This window comes from Streptosporangium sp. G12 (assembly GCF_052983175.1).
In genome coordinates this window covers 145,654-160,015 of record NZ_JBRIQO010000021.1, presented here as the reverse complement: position 1 = coordinate 160,015, position 14,362 = coordinate 145,654, and the positions used below count along the sequence as shown (strand labels likewise).

Sequence of the window (14,362 nt, the reverse complement as noted above, 5' to 3'; positions counted from 1 at the left end):
GATGACGAAGAAGCGCCCCCCGCAGGACTACAGCGCCGCCGAGTTCGACGCCGTTGTGGAGCTGATCCGCGGCGACGCGGATCTGCAGAAAGACATCGAGACGATCACCGGGCAGACACTCGACGGCAAGTCGCCGCGGGAGTTATTCGACCTTTTCCGCACCCTGCAGCGCACCACCGAAGTGCAGGCCGCGGTCGTGAACTACGGGCGGGCCCGGCGCGCTGTCCGGCAGGCCGCAGCGGAGGCGGTCGAGCCGGTCGAGGTGCCTGATGTGACGGCCCGGTACGTCGCTGACATGCAGGCGAAGCTCGACGCGAAGAAGCGGGAGAACGACGACCTGAGGACCGCGCTGAAGCTCGCCCAGGCGCCTCGCCCAGTCCTGCAACTGACCACCGCCGACGCCACCAGCCGGAAGGCGGTCGGCCAGTGAGCGCCCTCAGCATCTTCGGCGGGGATCCGGAGTTCACGACGTACCGGGTCCGGTTGCGCTGCACCAACAAGATCGTGGGTGGGGTTCCGTCATCGGAAAGCGTCATCAAGGGCTGGTTGAAGGCCCGGATGGAAGTCACCGGCCGCGACCTTGACGAGATGACCGCGAAGATCCTCTCCGAGCGGTTCCCGGACCGGCAGCCATCCGCGGATGAGCTGGCCGAAGCGGTCATGGAGTCCGAAGCGGCGCCGTCGATCAACGGGTTCCTGCGCCACCCCGACACCGGCGAACTCGCCTACGAGGGCAGATGCATGAAGGCCGCCCTCAAGGAGTGGATGAACTCCGCGTTTCCCGGCGTGGACTGGCCCAGCAAAACCAAGGTCGCTAAAGGGTTCCGCAAGGGGCTGATGAGCAGCGCCGCCGAGCGAGTCTTCGTGCTGGAGGACTACATCAGCCTCGGCGTGAAGGAGCCCACCGCGATCGAGGAACGCATCAAGCACACCAACGGCCCGCAGGGTCCGCGGTCCAGCATCAACCGCGTCGAGTACGTCCAAGAGCCTGAGCTGGAGTTCACGCTGCTGGTCCGCGATGACTTCCTGACCGTTGAGGAGTGGTCGCGGATCTGGCAGGCCGGCGAACAGATCGGTATCGGCTCCGACCGCGGCCGGAGCGACGGCCGGTTCGAGCTGCTCGCGTTCGACCGGATGGCCTGATGACCAGCACCCGCGACGCCGTCCCTACACGGCTAGCCATTCCAGCACGACATGCCTTGCCTTGCCCTCTCTCGCCGACATGCCCTGTCACCCCCACCCCAGCCAGGCCGACGAGCCTACGCCTACCCGATCCCCGCCGAGCCTTACCGACAGTCCACCCCACTCCCGTCCTCGCCTTGCCGACATGTCTTGCCACCCCCCGCCTGACCGACCCGACAAGCCGATCCACTGCCTTCCTGCCCCTGACGACTAGCCATCCCCGCTCTGACCTGCCCGTCCCGACAACCCAAGCCCAGCCATTCCGTGCCGACACACCTCGCCTACCCGGACCAGTCCTTTCAGCCGACACGCCAACCCGAGCCGCAGCACACCATGCCCCGCCGACCCGACATGCCTTCCCGGCCCACACCCAGCCAAGCCGACATCTCTACCCCGCCCGCGCCGACCCAATTCGACTTCTCAACCCCTGCCGTCTCGTCGCACACCGACTTTTCGACCCCTGCCATCTCATGTCGTGCCGACCCGACAGGCCATCCCTCGCCGCATCGAGCCCTCCCCGACTTGTCCACCCAAATACCAGCCTGACCTCGCCGTGCCCAGCCATGCCGCCCCAAGCCGCGCCGACTCTCCAGCTCGGACCAATCCTGCGCCGGCCCGACGCGATCCCGTCCCAGCCGACCCGACTACCCATGCCTTCCCAAACCCGGAGCTCCCCGGAGACACCCCGTTCCCACCCGTCCCGACTAGTCACCCCTGCTCTCGCCTGATCTGACGTCCCCTGGGGTGGGCTTACCGGCCCACCCCACCCACCAAACGAGAAGGAGCCCGGGATCCATGACCAGCGACACGGATGCTCTCGCCGCCGCCGTGCAACGTCTCCAGGCCCGCGCCGCCGCGCTGCGAGAAGACCAGCCTGGATGTTCGGATTCGCTTGTCGACGTCCTCTGGCAGGAGTGCCGGCATGCGGAGGATCACGGGTTCATCTACGACGACCCGCGGGCTATCGCGGTGATCGTGTTGGAGCACATCGCTGGAGAGTTCGCCCAGGACTGCACGCGACGAGCAGCAGCGGCCGGGATCGAAGTCGTGGAGGTGACTCCATGATCACCGAGGGGGGAGGGGTGAACCCCTCACTCAGCCGCAGGAGAACCGGCCGCGGCTTGGTCGGCGTCGCGGGCCGCGACTTGGAAGCGTCGGATCTGTTCCCGCGTGAGCTTGAGCTCGGCGGCGATGTCCTTCTGCTGGACCTCGCTAGCGCGGGCAGCCAGGATTTCCCGGCCGAGCTCGACTTGAGCGTCGGCGATCAGCTGCCGGGCCTGCTTCTTGGCCTCTTCAAGGGCGGATGCAGCGCGACGGATACCGGTCATCGGGTCGGACACCTCTCAATGATCGCACCTCACTTGAGGCCAACATATCAGAGGCCAACAAGTTACAAGCCTCAAAGTCGTATGCCTCAATCTTTGTGGCATAGAGTGGGTGGGACATCTCCGAACCATCCGCAACAGGAGCCCCCCTTGGCCGTCAGCAAGCGTCTCCGCTCTGAGATCTTCCGCAGAGACAACAGCACCTGCCACTACTGCGGAGCCAAGGCGCCCAACGTAGAGATCACCATCGACCACGTCATCCCCGTCACCCTCGGCGGAAGCGACGACCCATCGAACCTGGTGACCGCCTGCGCGCCCTGCAACAGCGGCAAGACCTCCGTCCCGCCGAACGCCGCGACCGTCAAGCAGGTCTCCGAAGACGCCTTCCGCTGGGCCCGCGCGATCGAGGCCGCGGCCGAGAACATGGTCGGCGAGCACGAGGCGGCCCGCGCCGCGTTCGACAAGAAGTGGCGGGCGTGGGGCGAAGGCCGGCCGCCGGTCGCGCGCCCGGAGGACTGGGGACTGTCCGTCGACAGGTTTCTTAAGGTCGGGCTTCCGCTGCCGATCTTGCTGGACTGTGTGGATATCGCCATGCGTGCCCGCCATGTGAAGGCCGACGACGTCTTCAAGTACATGTGCGGCGCCGCATGGAAAGAAGTGAAGAAGCTCCAGGACGCGGCGCACATCATCGTCGCGGGCGCCAAGCTCGTGCCGTCCCATCCAGGCCCCATCGTCGATGACTTTCAAGACGGGCGCCACGACCTCGCATCCAGCCTGCTCGACAATCTGGACAAAGAGGAGCAGGAGAAGTACCTCGTTGAAGCTCGCGAGTATGGCGAGCAGCCTGAAGACGAGATCGAGTGCAAGATCACGGCCGCCGAATATGCGTTCACCGAGGCGCGCTACGACCTTGAGAGATTGCACAACACGATCGAGCGCCTGCTGAAGCTGCACCCCGAAGACCTGGTGGCCAAGTGCCGCGAATACGCCATAGATGAGATCAAGGCGCACCAAGGGGAGGAGCCTAGCGACCGCGACATCCTCATCCACACCGTCAACGAGATGTGGCGACGGCGCAAGTTCGAGGAAGCGCGCGAGTACCTCAACCAGCTTCCGCCGGAGGAGAGCGCCGAGTGGATCGCGTGCGCCACGACGCTCCTTGGCTACAGCGACGACCCTCATCGCCTGATGCACATCGAGGTGATGGCCGCCAATTACGCCCAGAAGAACAAAGCGAATCGGACGGTCTTCGGCGGTCTGTGCACTACCCGTGGCGACCACGGAGCAATGTGTCCCGGCCAGCCTGCGTACGTAATGCGACTTGAGGCGTGCGTCAGCTGCGGCGAGGAATGCGATGCGCACATCGTCTGCGAGCGCCACTTGGAGCGGCTTGTCGACGGCCAGATCATCAGCTCCAGTACCGGCCTGCCGCTCGTCGTGACCGAATTCAGCGCGATCGAGCCCGCGGAGGACACCGATCCGCCCTTCTGAACCATGGGCCCGCCCTTGGGCGGGCCCCACTCAGCTACCTCAGCAAGAGCACCACCAGCAAGGAGAACTCGTCCAGGTGAACGACAACACGCTCCGGGATGCCGTCCAGACCGCCATGCCGGCGGCCGGGAATCATCTGGGCCTGGACCGCGAGGCGGTCGCCTGGGCGTGGGCTCAGCCGGTCGCCAACAACCCCGGCGCGCGGATCGTTCTGTTGTGTCTCGCAGTCATGACAGACGACTCGTGGGAGTGCTTGGCCAGCCAGGAAGAGATCGCCGAAGTTGCTCTTCTGTCCGCCCGTTCGGTCCGCCGATACCTGGAGCAATTGGAGGACGGCGGGCACATCCAGCGGCACAAGCGGTTCGACGAAAAGGGGCATCGGATCTCGGATCGGTGCCGGTTGAACCCGAGCGAATCCCTACCGGCCAATTTGGACGGTAGGCAGGTCAGCCCAGTGGCCAATCTGGCCGTTAGGGAGCCCGACCAACGGCCAGATTGGCCACTGGTCAATCTGGACAGTGGGCCTGAGCAGGGAGAACACCTACCGGCCAATTTGGCCAATGGTCAATCTGACCTGTGGCCAGATTGGCCGGTAGGGGAGCCCTCCGAAACGGACATCCCCAGCTCGGAACCAGTGGCCAAATTGACCACTGGCCAAATTGGCCGCGCAAGTAGTTCTCCTACGGAGAACTACCAAAAGAACAACCCCTCTTCTTCTCCCCCCAAGAAGCCTTCAAAGAGCAAACCTGCCACCGACGCCGTACCGCGGGAAGACGTCGAGCGGCTGTGTGCCCGGCTCCTCGGGTGGATGAAGCACAACCAGGTGCGCAAGACCCCCGACGCCGTCAGCGACGCATGGCGGCGGGAAGCCCGGCTTCTCCTCGACAAGGACGAGGTCCCTTTTGAGGAAGCACTTCAGGTCCTCAACTGGTCTCAGAGGGACGGCTTCTGGAGCCAGAACATCCACTCGATGCCGACCTTTCGCGACAAGTACGGCCAGCTCGAAATGAAGTCCCGCGGGCATCGCGGTGATGCCCAGGTCCACCAGCTTCGCCCGACCGGCACGACTGGCCCGGCGCCGGCCCGCTCCACCACTGATGACCGTGTGGCCCAAGCCCAAGCACTCAAGGGCCGGTTCGGTCCGGCCGCCCCCTCGACTATCGCTGGAGAGATCACCTCATGACCCACGACGAGGTCATTGACCTGCTCACTACTGCCGCCGCCTATGACCGCCGCAAGGTCGGTGAGGCTGACGTCATCGCCTGGCATGCCGCAGTCGGTGACCTGGACTATCCGGATGCTCAGACCGCTGTCGTTGGTCACTACACCGAGACGACGGACTGGCTGATGCCTGCCCACGTCCGAGTGCGAGTGAAGGCGATCCGCGCCCGCCGGCTGGAGCGTGCCGTGCTGGACGCGCCCGCATCGGATGGCGACCCCCGCGACTACCAGGCTCAGCTTCAGCAGGGCCTCAAGCGGCTTGCTGGCGGGTGGACGCCTCCGCGGGCGATCGTGTCCGGTGGTGGCGCGGAGCCGAACGGCGAGTACGTCAAGGCCCGCGGCGATGACCCGCACCGTGAGCTGCGGGTGGCGGCGATGGTCGTTCAGTGCCCGCGGTGCAAGGCGATGCCCGGCGACCGGTGCTTGAACGCAGGGAACAAGCCGCTGTCCACCGCTCCCGCCCACGACGCCCGCCTCGTCGCCGCTGGCCTGGCCCGGTGGGTCGAGATCCGCGGCCAGCAGACCGCGGAGCTGATCCCCGAGAAGGCGCTGACCTCTGAGGAGTCGAAGTGAAGACGTCGTTTTACGTGCCGGATCACCTCGCCGCCCAGGCCCGGTCGCATGGCATCTCGGTCACCAGGGTTGCTCAGCAGGCGCTTCGGAAAGCCATCCAGGACGCCGAAGTCCAGGCTGGGGCTGAAGCCCAGGACGACACCCTGTTCGTCGCCCAGATGCTCGTCAACGGCCTGAGCAGCAAGCAGATCCTTGAGCTCGTCCGGGTTCTGTCGGACATGTCGGCAGACCGGTGATCTCCCATGCTGAGCAAGGCGGATCTTCGGGCGTGCAAGCGGTGCCACGCCGAGGTGCGGGCGACGACCAGCGCAGCAGGCAAGACGTTCCTGGTCGATCCGAACCCGGTAGACCCCGCCGGGCCGGAGGCGGCGACTGCGAACACGGCGGTGCTGCGGGACTCCCACGGCGTGCTGCGGTCGCGTCGCGTCTCGGTGGAGCAGCCGCTTCTGCGGTGGGAGCGGCTGATGGTTCCGCACGCCGCGACGTGCAAGCCCGCGCCGAAGCCTCCGCCCAGGCCGCCGCGCCGCACGACGTCAGCGTCCGACTTTCACACCGTGCTCGGCGTTCCGCTCACCGCGACGCCGGCGGAAATCAAGAAGGCGTACCGGCGTCTGGCCCGCCAGCTCCACCCGGACGTGACTCCGGATCCGGCCGCGGCCGAGCGGTTCAAGCGCATCACGCACGCGTACGACGTGCTCACAGGAAGGACCCGATGAACGACGAACTCCGGGACCGCCTCGCCTCCCTCGAAGCCGAGCGTCTGCGCCCGACCCCTCCGAAACCGCCGGCGTCCCCGTCTGCTCTGGCCGAGGTGGTGTTCCGCGGCATCGAGGAGGTTCTGGGCGCGGATGTGGATGGGGTGCTCGGCGTGGAGCCTGTGCTGTCTCGTCCTGGCCACCCCCAAGATCACGAAGCTGAGGAGAAAGCATGACCACCTCGAACACCGAGACGCTGCTCACCGAGATCGGCCACGATCGACGGCTGCTGGTCGAAGCGGCCGGGCTGGTCGTCTCCTGCCGGTCGGTGTCGGCCTCGAACATTCAGCGGCGGGTCCGGGTCGGGTTCGTGAAGGCTGCGCGGCTGCTGGACCTGCTGGAGCAGTGCGGGATCGTCGCCCCTCACGAGGGGCCGCCCGGGCGTCGGCTCCTGGTGACACCTGAGGGCTTGCCCGCGCATCTGGAGAAGCTGGGTCTCGCCGCTCTGGCCCCGTCTGCCTCAATGGCTGCGGGAGAGCCCCCAGCAACGCCGTAGAGGCGCGTGTAGGGCTCGCGGGACACGGGCTTAGGGCTCCACAACTCAACGCTTCTGAGCGGATCTGAGCGCTTCTTTGGGCTCATGATCTGGAACTGATTGACGAATCAAGATCCATTATTCGTACTCCAGAACGGAAAATACGCCAATGACCAGCACCGACGACCTCAACGTGATCGTCGTCCAGGTCGAAACGACCAGCATCTGGGACGTCTCCTGCTTCAACCCGATCTGCGGCCACGGCCTGCACGAGGTGGGCGAGGACCCGTCCAAGGGCAAAGCCGAAGCGATGGCTCGACGGCATCGGCTGGAGATCCGCCGAAAGCTCGCCCGCAAGGGAGAGCAGGCACAGCGGGCAGAACGGGCTGCTTCCGTGGACTGGCAGGCCCGCGCCCTCCGCGCCGAGGCCGATCGGGACTGCGCCCTTCGCGACGCCGCCCAGTGCGCCCGCAACACCGACGCCGCCGCAGAGATGATCCGCACCGCCATCCAGACAGCGCACCGCCGCGGACCCGCTGAGGGGATCCGCGTGCTCACCAAGATGTCCGCGAATGTGGACGGGCTCCTCGATGGCCTCGACCTGCCCGCGCCGGCGCCCGCCGTAGACCCCGCGCCCGTCTCGGAACTGCTCGGCGTGGAGCCCGGCTGGTTGGGCGGTCAGAGCGTCGACGCCTACGTGCGAAACGCCCGCCGCTGACCCGCCCCTGACTTCCCGAAAGGAAACCCCTGATGGACCTCCCCAACGACTGCTACCTGACCTACGTCATCTCCCATGAGGCGTGGTACGCGAAGGTCCCCGGAGTGATCGACGTCCCGCGACTGAGCATCGTGGCCAGTTCCCGAGGCGGAGGTTGCGCCTGGGAGTTCATCGCCGAAGAGGCCGACCTCGGCCCGCAGCGACCTTCGATCCGCCTGCGCATCTTCAACGACTCGTTTGCCGCGTTCGAGCAGATCCCAGAGTTTTTCAAGGCGATCAGCGAGGCGAAGCCGACCACGCTCGCCGGGCTCGTGGAGATCCTCACCGGCCTCGGCGCGGTGGATGACACCGAGCGCGTCGAGCCTGAGCGCATCCGCGCGATTTCCGCCTGACCACAAGATCAACGAAAGGACCCTAATGGCCTCCTCGATCCACCTCGCAGAACTCATTGACGAACCCGATGACAAAACCGTGATCGTCACCCGCGCCAACGGCATCTACACCGTCTACGAGCGCGACGACGAAACCACCTCACGCCTCAGCGACCACGACGACGAGCGCTGGCTCGACCAGTCCGACGGCGACAGTGACCCGGTCGCATGGAGAGTCGCTCTCAACTACGCGGACGACGTCTTCCTGCTGGGCGAGTCGCTGCTCGACCCGTCCGCCGAACTGTCTCCTGACAGCGACTCCTGACTTCCCCCTCCTGCCTCGCCCCTGCGTGTCTGGGCGGGGCACCGAAAGGACCGACATGGCCGAGCAGCCCGACTACGTGATCACCTACGACAAGTTCTGGAAGGACCTCGTCGAGCACCCCGACGGCACCCTCAACCGTGACCAACTCATGCGGGAGCTCGCTGACTACCACGCCTTCATGGGCTCGGCCAGCGAGGTCTACAGCCACGTCACCGGCGACCGCATCTCCAAGGTGAACACAGCAGCCCACGCCGTGATCTCCGTGGCCGACGAGCGCGTTGACGAGCTCCTCTCTGAAGAGCTCCGCGACATCGCCGAAGAGCTCGCCCACCAGGAGAAGGATGCGCCCCGTGAAGGCTTAGCCGCTGAGCTCCTCAAGGCTCTCGCCGAGCACGGCCTGACCATCATGCGCCGCGAGGAGGCTCCCTAATGCTCGCTGAGCCTCGCCGCTACCTCCTCGCCGGCGAACCCGTGACGGTCGTCGTGAGCCCGAACCAGCGACGAACGAACCGCCCACCCCAGCGCTTTCCCCTGCCCCGCATCAGCGACTACGCGCCGGTCAACGTCGCGGTCCGCTTCCAGGACGGAACCGTCCTGGTCTGCCCCCGACGACGCCTGAGGAGAGCACATGGCTGAGCCTTCCCTCCCACCGGAAGCCCTGCGCGCCGCCGAGTCCGCGATCCGCGACCACGTCCGCATCCATCCCGGGCCCCGTGCGCTCGCACACGCCTCGGAGGGGCAGCCGATCATGCTGTCTGGAATGGAAGCGGAAGCCGCCGCCCGCGCCGCGCTGGAGGCTGCGGCGCCGTTCCTCGCCGAGCACATCGCCCTCGTACTCGAAGCACGCGGCGACGCCATCGCCCTCGACTGCTGGTGCTACGACACCGCCGCTGACCTCGCCCGTGAAGCCTTCCCGAAGGAGACTAGCCGTGACACCTGAGCAGCAGCGCGCCTACGAGATCGGCATCGAAGCGCTGAGCCCGTACCGGACAGAGCCGTACGGCGACATCCGCCTGAATCCGGAACGCGCTTCCGCGAAGGTCGTCATGGCCCTCGGCGGGCACGGCCTGACTGTCGCCTTCGTGTGCAGCTGTGGCGAGCCGATCGGCATCTGCCACTCCTGCGGGCAGCCTCGCTGCTGGCACTGCGACCCCGGACTAGGGAAGCGCCACACGCCGATGACGTGCAACTCCCAGCACACCCCCGAACGCCCCTCGGAGACGTCTCCCGGTTGGACCGAAACCGCCACCCCTGAAGGTCTCCCCATCCTGTGGAAGGTCGTCAACAACGGAGGCGGTCCCCAGGTCGCCGCGATCGTCGCCGCCCCTGACACCGAGGAGAAGTCCAATGCCTGACGACCTCCGCCGCCGGTACGCCTCCGCGGTCCTCAGCGACTTCTACGAGCCTCACGAGATCAAAGAGAGCGCCCACTACGGCGGAAGCGTCTTCGCCGCCGTAGACCGCATCCTGGCCGTCCGAGACGAGGAACTGGAGTCTTTGCGGGAACTGGTCCGAGATCTCACAGACGAGGACTCGTGCTGGTTCGATCACCATGGCTACTGCCAAGCCCACGGATGGATGGACACCGAGCCTCGCTGCCCGCACGGGCGCGCTCAGGATCTTCTTACTGCCCTCGACCTGCCGCCGGAGTCCCGGTGACGCTGTTCCCCTCCGATGAGGAAGCCCCGGACGTTCCTGTCCGGGGCCGGTGCCGGGAATGCCGCCGCCCCCTGTACGACCCGCGGTGGATCGCCCTGGGGTGGGGCGAGGACTGCGCCACGAAACTCGGCCTCCTGCCCGTGTCGTCTCCTCGGGTGAGGTTGGGCGGGGTGCGGGCCGGCGGAGACGTCGAAGGGCAGGGCAACCTCCTGAAGGAGGAGACGTGACGGGCTACTCGGCGGTTTGCTTGCGGGGCTTTGGCCCATGGGGGAGAGCTGGGACGCCGATCTCGCGGACCTTCCTGCGGATGTACGCCGCGCTGAAGGTGAAGCCAGCCTCTATCTGCTCCGGGGTCTTTCGTGCTTTGAGGAGGGCGGCGATCTCGTCGGGGGTGTGGCCGTCCCGTACAGCGGCAGCGCAGGCGGCGAAGAGCGCGGCCTTGTGCTTGGCGGCGGCTTCTTCGGCTGCTGTCCATTCGTTGTCGGCTTGGTTGAGGTCGTCGAGGCTACTCATGAGAAGAGGATACGAAACAGAGTTGCGAGACTCAAGTTCATGAGGCTATGATACTGAGTATCGGAACAAACCGCCGAAGCTGCAGGGAGAACGACATGACCGCCACGATCACCGCCGAGAACATGACCGCCCGTGAGATCGCCAAGGCCATCAAGATCGGTACCCGCACCCGCAAGTTCTCCCTCACCGACGAGTACGGCATCGCGATCAGCGAAGGCCGCCGCTACGACCACGTCCTTGCAGCCCTGGCCCGCAGCGACAAGTCCAACCTCACCACTCGGATCCACACCGTCGCCTACGCCCTGCGTAAGTGCATGGTCTCCGGTCGCATGAACGCCGCCTCTGAGAACCGGATCGCCACCTACACCCCGTACCAGCTGTGCCGCCTGGTCGCCCGCATCGCCAAGGAGTGCCCCGAGACCACGATCGGCGGCATCTGCGACGGATGGCTGATCGCCAACCACGCCTCGCTCTGACGGGACGGAGGGGGCTCCCATGAGGAGTCCCCTCCACTCCGCCTGACCGACCCGCCCCCGCACGAACAGGGAGAACGACATGACCGCCCCCCGCACCCTCCTCACCGACATCATCGCCGCCGCCCGCGCCAACCCCCTGGTCGAGGAAATGGTCGCCGACGCGAAGGCCGAAGATGCGAAGGCCGCCGACCTCGCCGAGGCCGCCCGCGCCGCCCGCCTTGAGGAGTCCAACCGCCTCGCCCGCAGCGCCGCCGCCCACGTCGCCGAGGGCGACACCGAGACCGCCGTCGAGCTGCTCCATGACGCGATCGCCCTCCTTACCGCCGCCTGACCGTCGCGATCGGGGCTCCCACGGGAGCCCCTCCGCACCCCCTGAACGGACGATCCGCAAGCAGCTCCACTACATGGAGAGGCTCGCCGACCACCCGACCAGACCGACCGCCCCGCCCGCTTGAACGAACTGGAGAACCGCCTTGGACATCACCGCCGCTGAGACGCCGCCAGCGATCTCGGGAACGTGCCCCGCCTCGTGGTTCCGCATCGGCTTGGCCGGGACTTGGGACCTCTCGTGCAGCCTCCCGGCTGGCCACAACGGCCCCCACCGCGACGTCAACGCTTCTCGCGAGTGGTCGGAGTAAACCTCGACAGACCGCTCCTGCCCCGCCCGCCTGAACGAACCGGAGAGCCCCGTGACCACCACCACCGCCCGCCCTGTCCCCGACGAGGAGACCCAGGACGACTTCGGCCTGCAGCGCGTCCACGTCTGCGACCCGGAGACCGGCAAGGCCCTCCGGCGCCTCACCTACCCCGGCACCGTCGACCAGGCCCGCGCTTACGCCGCGCTGCAGACCATGCACGACACCCACCCGGATTACCTGGCCACCGTCGCCCGGGTGCGCGGCGAGTAGACGACCTCTGGCCCGGAGGACAACCCCGGGCCTCCCCACCACCTGACCCGCCCTACCCCCAGAGGAGAACCGACATGGACCCCACGCAGTTCGCTATCCAGGCAGTCCGCCACGACGAGCGCCAGAAGGTCGCTGCCCGCCTCAGAGAGATCGGCGGTCTGAAGGTTGCCAACGTTCTCGCTCAGCGCGACTTCATCGCCCGGCATGGCCTGTCCTTCCCCCTCGCGATCAGCGACGTGATTCTCGCCGTCGCCGCTGAGGTCGAGAGCTGGCCCATCCCCGAGAACTGACCTTCCTCGGCTCTCTCTTCCGGCATCTCTGGTCGGACAGCCTCAGACGCAAGAGAGAGCAACCAGACCACCACCCCCGATCAGCAAGGAGAACCGAGATGGGCGAAGAGACGATCAAGCTCAAGGTCAGCCTGGGCATCGGCATCAGCAACGCCGATCAGGACGGCGAGATCGAGACCGGCATCCCCGTGTCCGAGTGGGAAGCCATGACCGACGAGGAGCGGCAGGAGCGGGGCCAAAAGGAGTGGGAGGAGTGGATCTGGGAGTACATCGACGGCAGTTGGAAGGTCGTTGAGTAGCGCTTCAGCCCTTCTCCCGCTTCGGGCGGGCTCGCGTTCGTGGCGCGGGAAGGGCACCAACACCACCCCTCACCTGACCCGATCGGAGCCCGCCGTGTTCTTCCCCCTGACGCCCCGCCAGTTCGCCCACGCTTTCGCCGCCGGACTGGTCGTGGTGGCGCTCGTCACCGTCCTGACCGCCCGCCCCTGACCGACCCCGAGGAGACCTGACCCGATGACGAGCAAGCCCAAGGTCGTGAACGTCCACGACGGAGGCGACGGCGTGTGGGGCGTCACCTCCATCGAGTACAAGAACGGCAGCCACCAGACACATCCGTGCCCGACCTGCCCGTGGCGCCGAGACGCCCCAACCGGTGCATTCCCGCCCGAGGTGTTCCGCCACTCCGCGCAGACCGCCTACGACCTCGCGACGTCGAAGTTCGGCTGCCACACCTCAGGCTCAGATCGGCCGAAGACCTGCGCCGGCTTCCTCCTGCGCGGCGCCTCCGACAACCTCGCGATCCGGATAAGCCGAACCGACTTCTCCGGCGTGCACTCGACGGTTGACCTGTACGACGACTACCGGGACATGGCGACCGCGAACGGTGTGGACCCGGACGACCCGGCTCTGAGGCCGTGCCGCGGGGACCGCCCGATGGAGTACCTGCCTCACCCCGAGGAGGACTGACCTGATGTCCGACCCCCGCTTCTCCGACGACCTGCTGACGCGTGGCTATCGCCAGCACCACGACAATGCCGCCAAGCAGCTCCGCCTGGCCTTGGCCGAGGTCCAGAAGCGCGCTGCAGCGCTTACCGCTGATCTCGACGAGGGCACCGACACAGGGACGCTCGCCGGAGACAGCCGCCGCTTGGTCCAGTACGCCGGCGAGGTTGCCTCATTCGCTGCTGCGTTGGAGATGACGCGCAAGCTGTCCTTCCTGCTCCCCACCGACACCGAGGAGACCTGACCGATGGAGCCGAACCAGATCGACGACCGCCCAGACCTTCCCAGCGAGACCCTTCCCGAGGAAGCCGGTTGCGGCTGGGAGTGGGACCACACTGCGGGTCCTGGAGATCCCGAGTGCCGGGAGTGCGGCGCTGAGCTCGACGCCTACGAAGACGAAGAGGAGGACTGACCTGATGGACGACTGCACCTGCTACGCCCCTGATGACGCTGAGCCCGAGGACCACGACAACGACTGCCCGGAGAACCCGGGCTGGAGCGAGGACCTCCGGGTGGAGCCCTACGACGACGAGGAGAACTGACCCATGGCCTACCACGTTGGCCAGGAAGTCCGCGTGTTCGACGTCGACGGCGCTGAGATGGGCCAGCCGGAAGGCGGCTGGCCTGGCAAGGTCATCAAGGTCGGCCGCCGGTACGCCACAGTCTCCTACCGGGGGCGAACCGGCCAGTTTCTCCTGGGCACCGGCCGAATCAACGACGCCTACGGGCATCAGTGGATCATGACGTTGGAACAGGTCGAAGCTCTCACCAGCGAACCTGAGCGGATCGAGTACGCCTGCCGCTTCACCGCCTGGACCAACACCGACGGCATTGAGAAGCAGGTCGTCAAGTACGACTTCACTGGTACAGGCGATTCTGGGCTGAGTGAGGCTCGCCGCATGGTGAGGGACACACGAGCGTGGCAGCCCCGCCAGAACCTTCCCGTGGACGCTGTAGTGGTGTCCCGCCCTGTCCCGGAGTGGGCGGTCGTCCCCGATCCGCCCGCCGAGCCCTGACCCGTTGTCGGCCCGCCTCCTACGGGCAGACACCGCCCGCACCGCCTACCTGAAGGAGAGCA

The 14,362-nt window shown here is 66.7% G+C and carries 31 protein-coding genes; 29 read left to right on the top strand and 2 right to left on the bottom strand.

The window, feature by feature from the left end; all coding sequences use genetic code 11:
• Position 1: 1 nt before the first annotated feature.
• The 3 genes from ACVCAG_RS30185 (at position 2) to ACVCAG_RS30175 (ending at position 2,247) form a co-directional block, all read left to right on the top strand.
• Positions 2–430, top strand: coding sequence for a hypothetical protein (locus ACVCAG_RS30185; protein ID WP_447190818.1), 429 nt, complete (start codon positions 2–4; stop codon positions 428–430).
• A gap of 53 nt (positions 431–483) precedes the next feature.
• Entirely contained in the window at positions 484–1,143 is a 660-nt protein-coding gene (locus ACVCAG_RS30180; RefSeq protein WP_447190817.1) for a hypothetical protein, read from the top strand.
• An 834-nt stretch (positions 1,144–1,977) separates the two neighbouring features.
• Positions 1,978–2,247, top strand: a complete 270-nt coding sequence (locus ACVCAG_RS30175; RefSeq protein ID WP_447190816.1) for a hypothetical protein — start codon at positions 1,978–1,980, stop codon at positions 2,245–2,247.
• 26 nt (positions 2,248–2,273) lie between these two features.
• On the opposite strand, the gene ACVCAG_RS30170 is transcribed toward ACVCAG_RS30175, so the two are convergent.
• On the bottom strand, positions 2,274–2,522 hold the full coding sequence (locus ACVCAG_RS30170; protein WP_447190815.1) for a hypothetical protein: 249 nt from the start codon (positions 2,520–2,522) through the stop codon (positions 2,274–2,276).
• Between the two features lie 135 nt (positions 2,523–2,657).
• Here ACVCAG_RS30170 and ACVCAG_RS30165 point away from each other — a divergent pair, with 135 nt between their 5' ends.
• The 16 genes from ACVCAG_RS30165 to ACVCAG_RS30090 all read left to right on the top strand — a co-directional run bounded on the left by ACVCAG_RS30165 (position 2,658) and on the right by ACVCAG_RS30090 (position 10,322).
• On the top strand, positions 2,658–3,998 hold the full coding sequence (locus ACVCAG_RS30165; protein ID WP_447190814.1) for an HNH endonuclease: 1,341 nt from the start codon (positions 2,658–2,660) through the stop codon (positions 3,996–3,998).
• Positions 3,999–4,074: 76 nt separating this feature from the next.
• Complete coding sequence (locus ACVCAG_RS30160; protein ID WP_447190813.1) at positions 4,075–5,181, top strand: helix-turn-helix domain-containing protein; 1,107 nt, start codon at positions 4,075–4,077, stop codon at positions 5,179–5,181.
• Positions 5,178–5,792 (top strand): zinc finger domain-containing protein, encoded by a 615-nt coding sequence (locus tag ACVCAG_RS30155; protein ID WP_447190812.1) that lies wholly within the window; start codon positions 5,178–5,180, stop codon positions 5,790–5,792. The genes ACVCAG_RS30160 and ACVCAG_RS30155 overlap by 4 nt, the downstream gene beginning before the upstream one ends.
• Positions 5,789–6,028: a hypothetical protein gene (locus ACVCAG_RS30150; RefSeq protein ID WP_447190811.1), complete on the top strand. Its 240-nt coding sequence runs from the start codon at positions 5,789–5,791 to the stop codon at positions 6,026–6,028. Before ACVCAG_RS30155 ends, ACVCAG_RS30150 begins: the two co-directional genes overlap by 4 nt.
• A gap of 6 nt (positions 6,029–6,034) precedes the next feature.
• The gene (locus tag ACVCAG_RS30145; RefSeq protein WP_447190810.1) at positions 6,035–6,508 is read left to right on the top strand and encodes a J domain-containing protein; all 474 of its coding nucleotides are present in this window, start codon (positions 6,035–6,037) and stop codon (positions 6,506–6,508) included.
• Positions 6,505–6,723, top strand: coding sequence for a hypothetical protein (locus ACVCAG_RS30140; RefSeq protein WP_447190809.1), 219 nt, complete (start codon positions 6,505–6,507; stop codon positions 6,721–6,723). The genes ACVCAG_RS30145 and ACVCAG_RS30140 overlap by 4 nt, the downstream gene beginning before the upstream one ends.
• A complete protein-coding gene (locus ACVCAG_RS30135) occupies positions 6,720–7,043 on the top strand; it encodes a DNA translocase FtsK (RefSeq protein ID WP_447190808.1) in 324 nt (107 codons plus the stop codon). The genes ACVCAG_RS30140 and ACVCAG_RS30135 overlap by 4 nt, the downstream gene beginning before the upstream one ends.
• Before the next feature lie 148 nt (positions 7,044–7,191).
• Entirely contained in the window at positions 7,192–7,740 is a 549-nt protein-coding gene (locus ACVCAG_RS30130; protein ID WP_447190807.1) for a hypothetical protein, read from the top strand.
• A gap of 32 nt (positions 7,741–7,772) precedes the next feature.
• Positions 7,773–8,132 (top strand): hypothetical protein, encoded by a 360-nt coding sequence (locus ACVCAG_RS30125; RefSeq protein WP_447190806.1) that lies wholly within the window; start codon positions 7,773–7,775, stop codon positions 8,130–8,132.
• Between the two features lie 79 nt (positions 8,133–8,211).
• Positions 8,212–8,436, top strand: coding sequence for a hypothetical protein (locus ACVCAG_RS30120; protein ID WP_447190805.1), 225 nt, complete (start codon positions 8,212–8,214; stop codon positions 8,434–8,436).
• A gap of 55 nt (positions 8,437–8,491) precedes the next feature.
• Entirely contained in the window at positions 8,492–8,866 is a 375-nt protein-coding gene (locus ACVCAG_RS30115) for a hypothetical protein (RefSeq protein WP_447190804.1), read from the top strand.
• Positions 8,866–9,072: a hypothetical protein gene (locus ACVCAG_RS30110; protein ID WP_447190803.1), complete on the top strand. Its 207-nt coding sequence runs from the start codon at positions 8,866–8,868 to the stop codon at positions 9,070–9,072. The genes ACVCAG_RS30115 and ACVCAG_RS30110 overlap by 1 nt, the downstream gene beginning before the upstream one ends.
• Positions 9,065–9,376, top strand: a complete 312-nt coding sequence (locus ACVCAG_RS30105) for a hypothetical protein (RefSeq protein ID WP_447190802.1) — start codon at positions 9,065–9,067, stop codon at positions 9,374–9,376. Before ACVCAG_RS30110 ends, ACVCAG_RS30105 begins: the two co-directional genes overlap by 8 nt.
• A complete protein-coding gene (locus ACVCAG_RS30100) occupies positions 9,366–9,791 on the top strand; it encodes a hypothetical protein (protein WP_447190801.1) in 426 nt (141 codons plus the stop codon). The genes ACVCAG_RS30105 and ACVCAG_RS30100 overlap by 11 nt, the downstream gene beginning before the upstream one ends.
• Complete coding sequence (locus ACVCAG_RS30095; protein ID WP_447190877.1) at positions 9,784–10,095, top strand: hypothetical protein; 312 nt, start codon at positions 9,784–9,786, stop codon at positions 10,093–10,095. The genes ACVCAG_RS30100 and ACVCAG_RS30095 overlap by 8 nt, the downstream gene beginning before the upstream one ends.
• Positions 10,011–10,322, top strand: coding sequence for a DUF6011 domain-containing protein (locus ACVCAG_RS30090; protein ID WP_447190800.1), 312 nt, complete (start codon positions 10,011–10,013; stop codon positions 10,320–10,322). The genes ACVCAG_RS30095 and ACVCAG_RS30090 overlap by 85 nt, the downstream gene beginning before the upstream one ends.
• Before the next feature lie 4 nt (positions 10,323–10,326).
• Here ACVCAG_RS30090 and ACVCAG_RS30085 read toward each other — a convergent pair whose 3' ends face one another.
• A complete protein-coding gene (locus ACVCAG_RS30085) occupies positions 10,327–10,608 on the bottom strand; it encodes a hypothetical protein (RefSeq protein WP_447190799.1) in 282 nt (93 codons plus the stop codon).
• 95 nt (positions 10,609–10,703) lie between these two features.
• Here ACVCAG_RS30085 and ACVCAG_RS30080 point away from each other — a divergent pair, with 95 nt between their 5' ends.
• The 10 genes from ACVCAG_RS30080 (at position 10,704) to ACVCAG_RS30035 (ending at position 14,300) form a co-directional block, all read left to right on the top strand.
• On the top strand, positions 10,704–11,084 hold the full coding sequence (locus ACVCAG_RS30080) for a hypothetical protein (RefSeq protein ID WP_447190798.1): 381 nt from the start codon (positions 10,704–10,706) through the stop codon (positions 11,082–11,084).
• 79 nt (positions 11,085–11,163) lie between these two features.
• Positions 11,164–11,415, top strand: a complete 252-nt coding sequence (locus ACVCAG_RS30075; protein ID WP_447190797.1) for a hypothetical protein — start codon at positions 11,164–11,166, stop codon at positions 11,413–11,415.
• A gap of 358 nt (positions 11,416–11,773) precedes the next feature.
• Positions 11,774–11,992, top strand: coding sequence for a hypothetical protein (locus ACVCAG_RS30070; protein WP_447190796.1), 219 nt, complete (start codon positions 11,774–11,776; stop codon positions 11,990–11,992).
• A 74-nt stretch (positions 11,993–12,066) separates the two neighbouring features.
• Positions 12,067–12,282 carry a hypothetical protein gene (locus tag ACVCAG_RS30065; protein ID WP_447190795.1) on the top strand — a complete coding sequence of 72 codons (216 nt, stop codon included), beginning with the start codon at positions 12,067–12,069 and terminating at the stop codon, positions 12,280–12,282.
• A 98-nt stretch (positions 12,283–12,380) separates the two neighbouring features.
• Positions 12,381–12,581: a DUF7167 family protein gene (locus ACVCAG_RS30060; RefSeq protein ID WP_447190794.1), complete on the top strand. Its 201-nt coding sequence runs from the start codon at positions 12,381–12,383 to the stop codon at positions 12,579–12,581.
• A 214-nt stretch (positions 12,582–12,795) separates the two neighbouring features.
• On the top strand, positions 12,796–13,248 hold the full coding sequence (locus tag ACVCAG_RS30055) for a DUF6283 family protein (RefSeq protein ID WP_447190793.1): 453 nt from the start codon (positions 12,796–12,798) through the stop codon (positions 13,246–13,248).
• A 4-nt stretch (positions 13,249–13,252) separates the two neighbouring features.
• Positions 13,253–13,528, top strand: a complete 276-nt coding sequence (locus ACVCAG_RS30050; protein WP_447190792.1) for a hypothetical protein — start codon at positions 13,253–13,255, stop codon at positions 13,526–13,528.
• 3 nt (positions 13,529–13,531) lie between these two features.
• Positions 13,532–13,696 carry a hypothetical protein gene (locus tag ACVCAG_RS30045; RefSeq protein WP_447190791.1) on the top strand — a complete coding sequence of 55 codons (165 nt, stop codon included), beginning with the start codon at positions 13,532–13,534 and terminating at the stop codon, positions 13,694–13,696.
• A gap of 4 nt (positions 13,697–13,700) precedes the next feature.
• The gene (locus ACVCAG_RS30040) at positions 13,701–13,826 is read left to right on the top strand and encodes a hypothetical protein (RefSeq protein WP_447190790.1); all 126 of its coding nucleotides are present in this window, start codon (positions 13,701–13,703) and stop codon (positions 13,824–13,826) included.
• A 3-nt stretch (positions 13,827–13,829) separates the two neighbouring features.
• The gene (locus tag ACVCAG_RS30035) at positions 13,830–14,300 is read left to right on the top strand and encodes a beta barrel domain-containing protein (RefSeq protein ID WP_447190789.1); all 471 of its coding nucleotides are present in this window, start codon (positions 13,830–13,832) and stop codon (positions 14,298–14,300) included.
• The last annotated feature ends 62 nt before the right edge of the window (positions 14,301–14,362 follow it).

Bases quoted from the DNA above. Each gene is read 5' to 3' on its own strand.
- ACVCAG_RS30185 (WP_447190818.1), top strand. From the start codon at position 2: ATGACGAAGAAGCGCCCCCCGCAGGACTACAGCGCCGCCGAGTTCGAC.
- ACVCAG_RS30175 (WP_447190816.1), top strand. From the start codon at position 1,978: ATGACCAGCGACACGGATGCTCTCGCCGCCGCCGTGCAACGTCTCCAG.
- ACVCAG_RS30155 (WP_447190812.1), top strand. From the start codon at position 5,178: ATGACCCACGACGAGGTCATTGACCTGCTCACTACTGCCGCCGCCTAT.
- ACVCAG_RS30145 (WP_447190810.1), top strand. From the start codon at position 6,035: ATGCTGAGCAAGGCGGATCTTCGGGCGTGCAAGCGGTGCCACGCCGAG.
- ACVCAG_RS30140 (WP_447190809.1), top strand. From the start codon at position 6,505: ATGAACGACGAACTCCGGGACCGCCTCGCCTCCCTCGAAGCCGAGCGT.
- ACVCAG_RS30135 (WP_447190808.1), top strand. From the start codon at position 6,720: ATGACCACCTCGAACACCGAGACGCTGCTCACCGAGATCGGCCACGAT.
- ACVCAG_RS30130 (WP_447190807.1), top strand. From the start codon at position 7,192: ATGACCAGCACCGACGACCTCAACGTGATCGTCGTCCAGGTCGAAACG.
- ACVCAG_RS30125 (WP_447190806.1), top strand. From the start codon at position 7,773: ATGGACCTCCCCAACGACTGCTACCTGACCTACGTCATCTCCCATGAG.
- ACVCAG_RS30115 (WP_447190804.1), top strand. From the start codon at position 8,492: ATGGCCGAGCAGCCCGACTACGTGATCACCTACGACAAGTTCTGGAAG.
- ACVCAG_RS30110 (WP_447190803.1), top strand. From the start codon at position 8,866: ATGCTCGCTGAGCCTCGCCGCTACCTCCTCGCCGGCGAACCCGTGACG.
- ACVCAG_RS30105 (WP_447190802.1), top strand. From the start codon at position 9,065: ATGGCTGAGCCTTCCCTCCCACCGGAAGCCCTGCGCGCCGCCGAGTCC.
- ACVCAG_RS30095 (WP_447190877.1), top strand. From the start codon at position 9,784: ATGCCTGACGACCTCCGCCGCCGGTACGCCTCCGCGGTCCTCAGCGAC.
- ACVCAG_RS30090 (WP_447190800.1), top strand. From the start codon at position 10,011: ATGGATGGACACCGAGCCTCGCTGCCCGCACGGGCGCGCTCAGGATCT.
- ACVCAG_RS30085 (WP_447190799.1), bottom strand. From the start codon at position 10,608: ATGAGTAGCCTCGACGACCTCAACCAAGCCGACAACGAATGGACAGCA.
- ACVCAG_RS30080 (WP_447190798.1), top strand. From the start codon at position 10,704: ATGACCGCCACGATCACCGCCGAGAACATGACCGCCCGTGAGATCGCC.
- ACVCAG_RS30075 (WP_447190797.1), top strand. From the start codon at position 11,164: ATGACCGCCCCCCGCACCCTCCTCACCGACATCATCGCCGCCGCCCGC.
- ACVCAG_RS30065 (WP_447190795.1), top strand. From the start codon at position 12,067: ATGGACCCCACGCAGTTCGCTATCCAGGCAGTCCGCCACGACGAGCGC.
- ACVCAG_RS30060 (WP_447190794.1), top strand. From the start codon at position 12,381: ATGGGCGAAGAGACGATCAAGCTCAAGGTCAGCCTGGGCATCGGCATC.
- ACVCAG_RS30055 (WP_447190793.1), top strand. From the start codon at position 12,796: ATGACGAGCAAGCCCAAGGTCGTGAACGTCCACGACGGAGGCGACGGC.
- ACVCAG_RS30050 (WP_447190792.1), top strand. From the start codon at position 13,253: ATGTCCGACCCCCGCTTCTCCGACGACCTGCTGACGCGTGGCTATCGC.
- ACVCAG_RS30045 (WP_447190791.1), top strand. From the start codon at position 13,532: ATGGAGCCGAACCAGATCGACGACCGCCCAGACCTTCCCAGCGAGACC.
- ACVCAG_RS30040 (WP_447190790.1), top strand. From the start codon at position 13,701: ATGGACGACTGCACCTGCTACGCCCCTGATGACGCTGAGCCCGAGGAC.
- ACVCAG_RS30035 (WP_447190789.1), top strand. From the start codon at position 13,830: ATGGCCTACCACGTTGGCCAGGAAGTCCGCGTGTTCGACGTCGACGGC.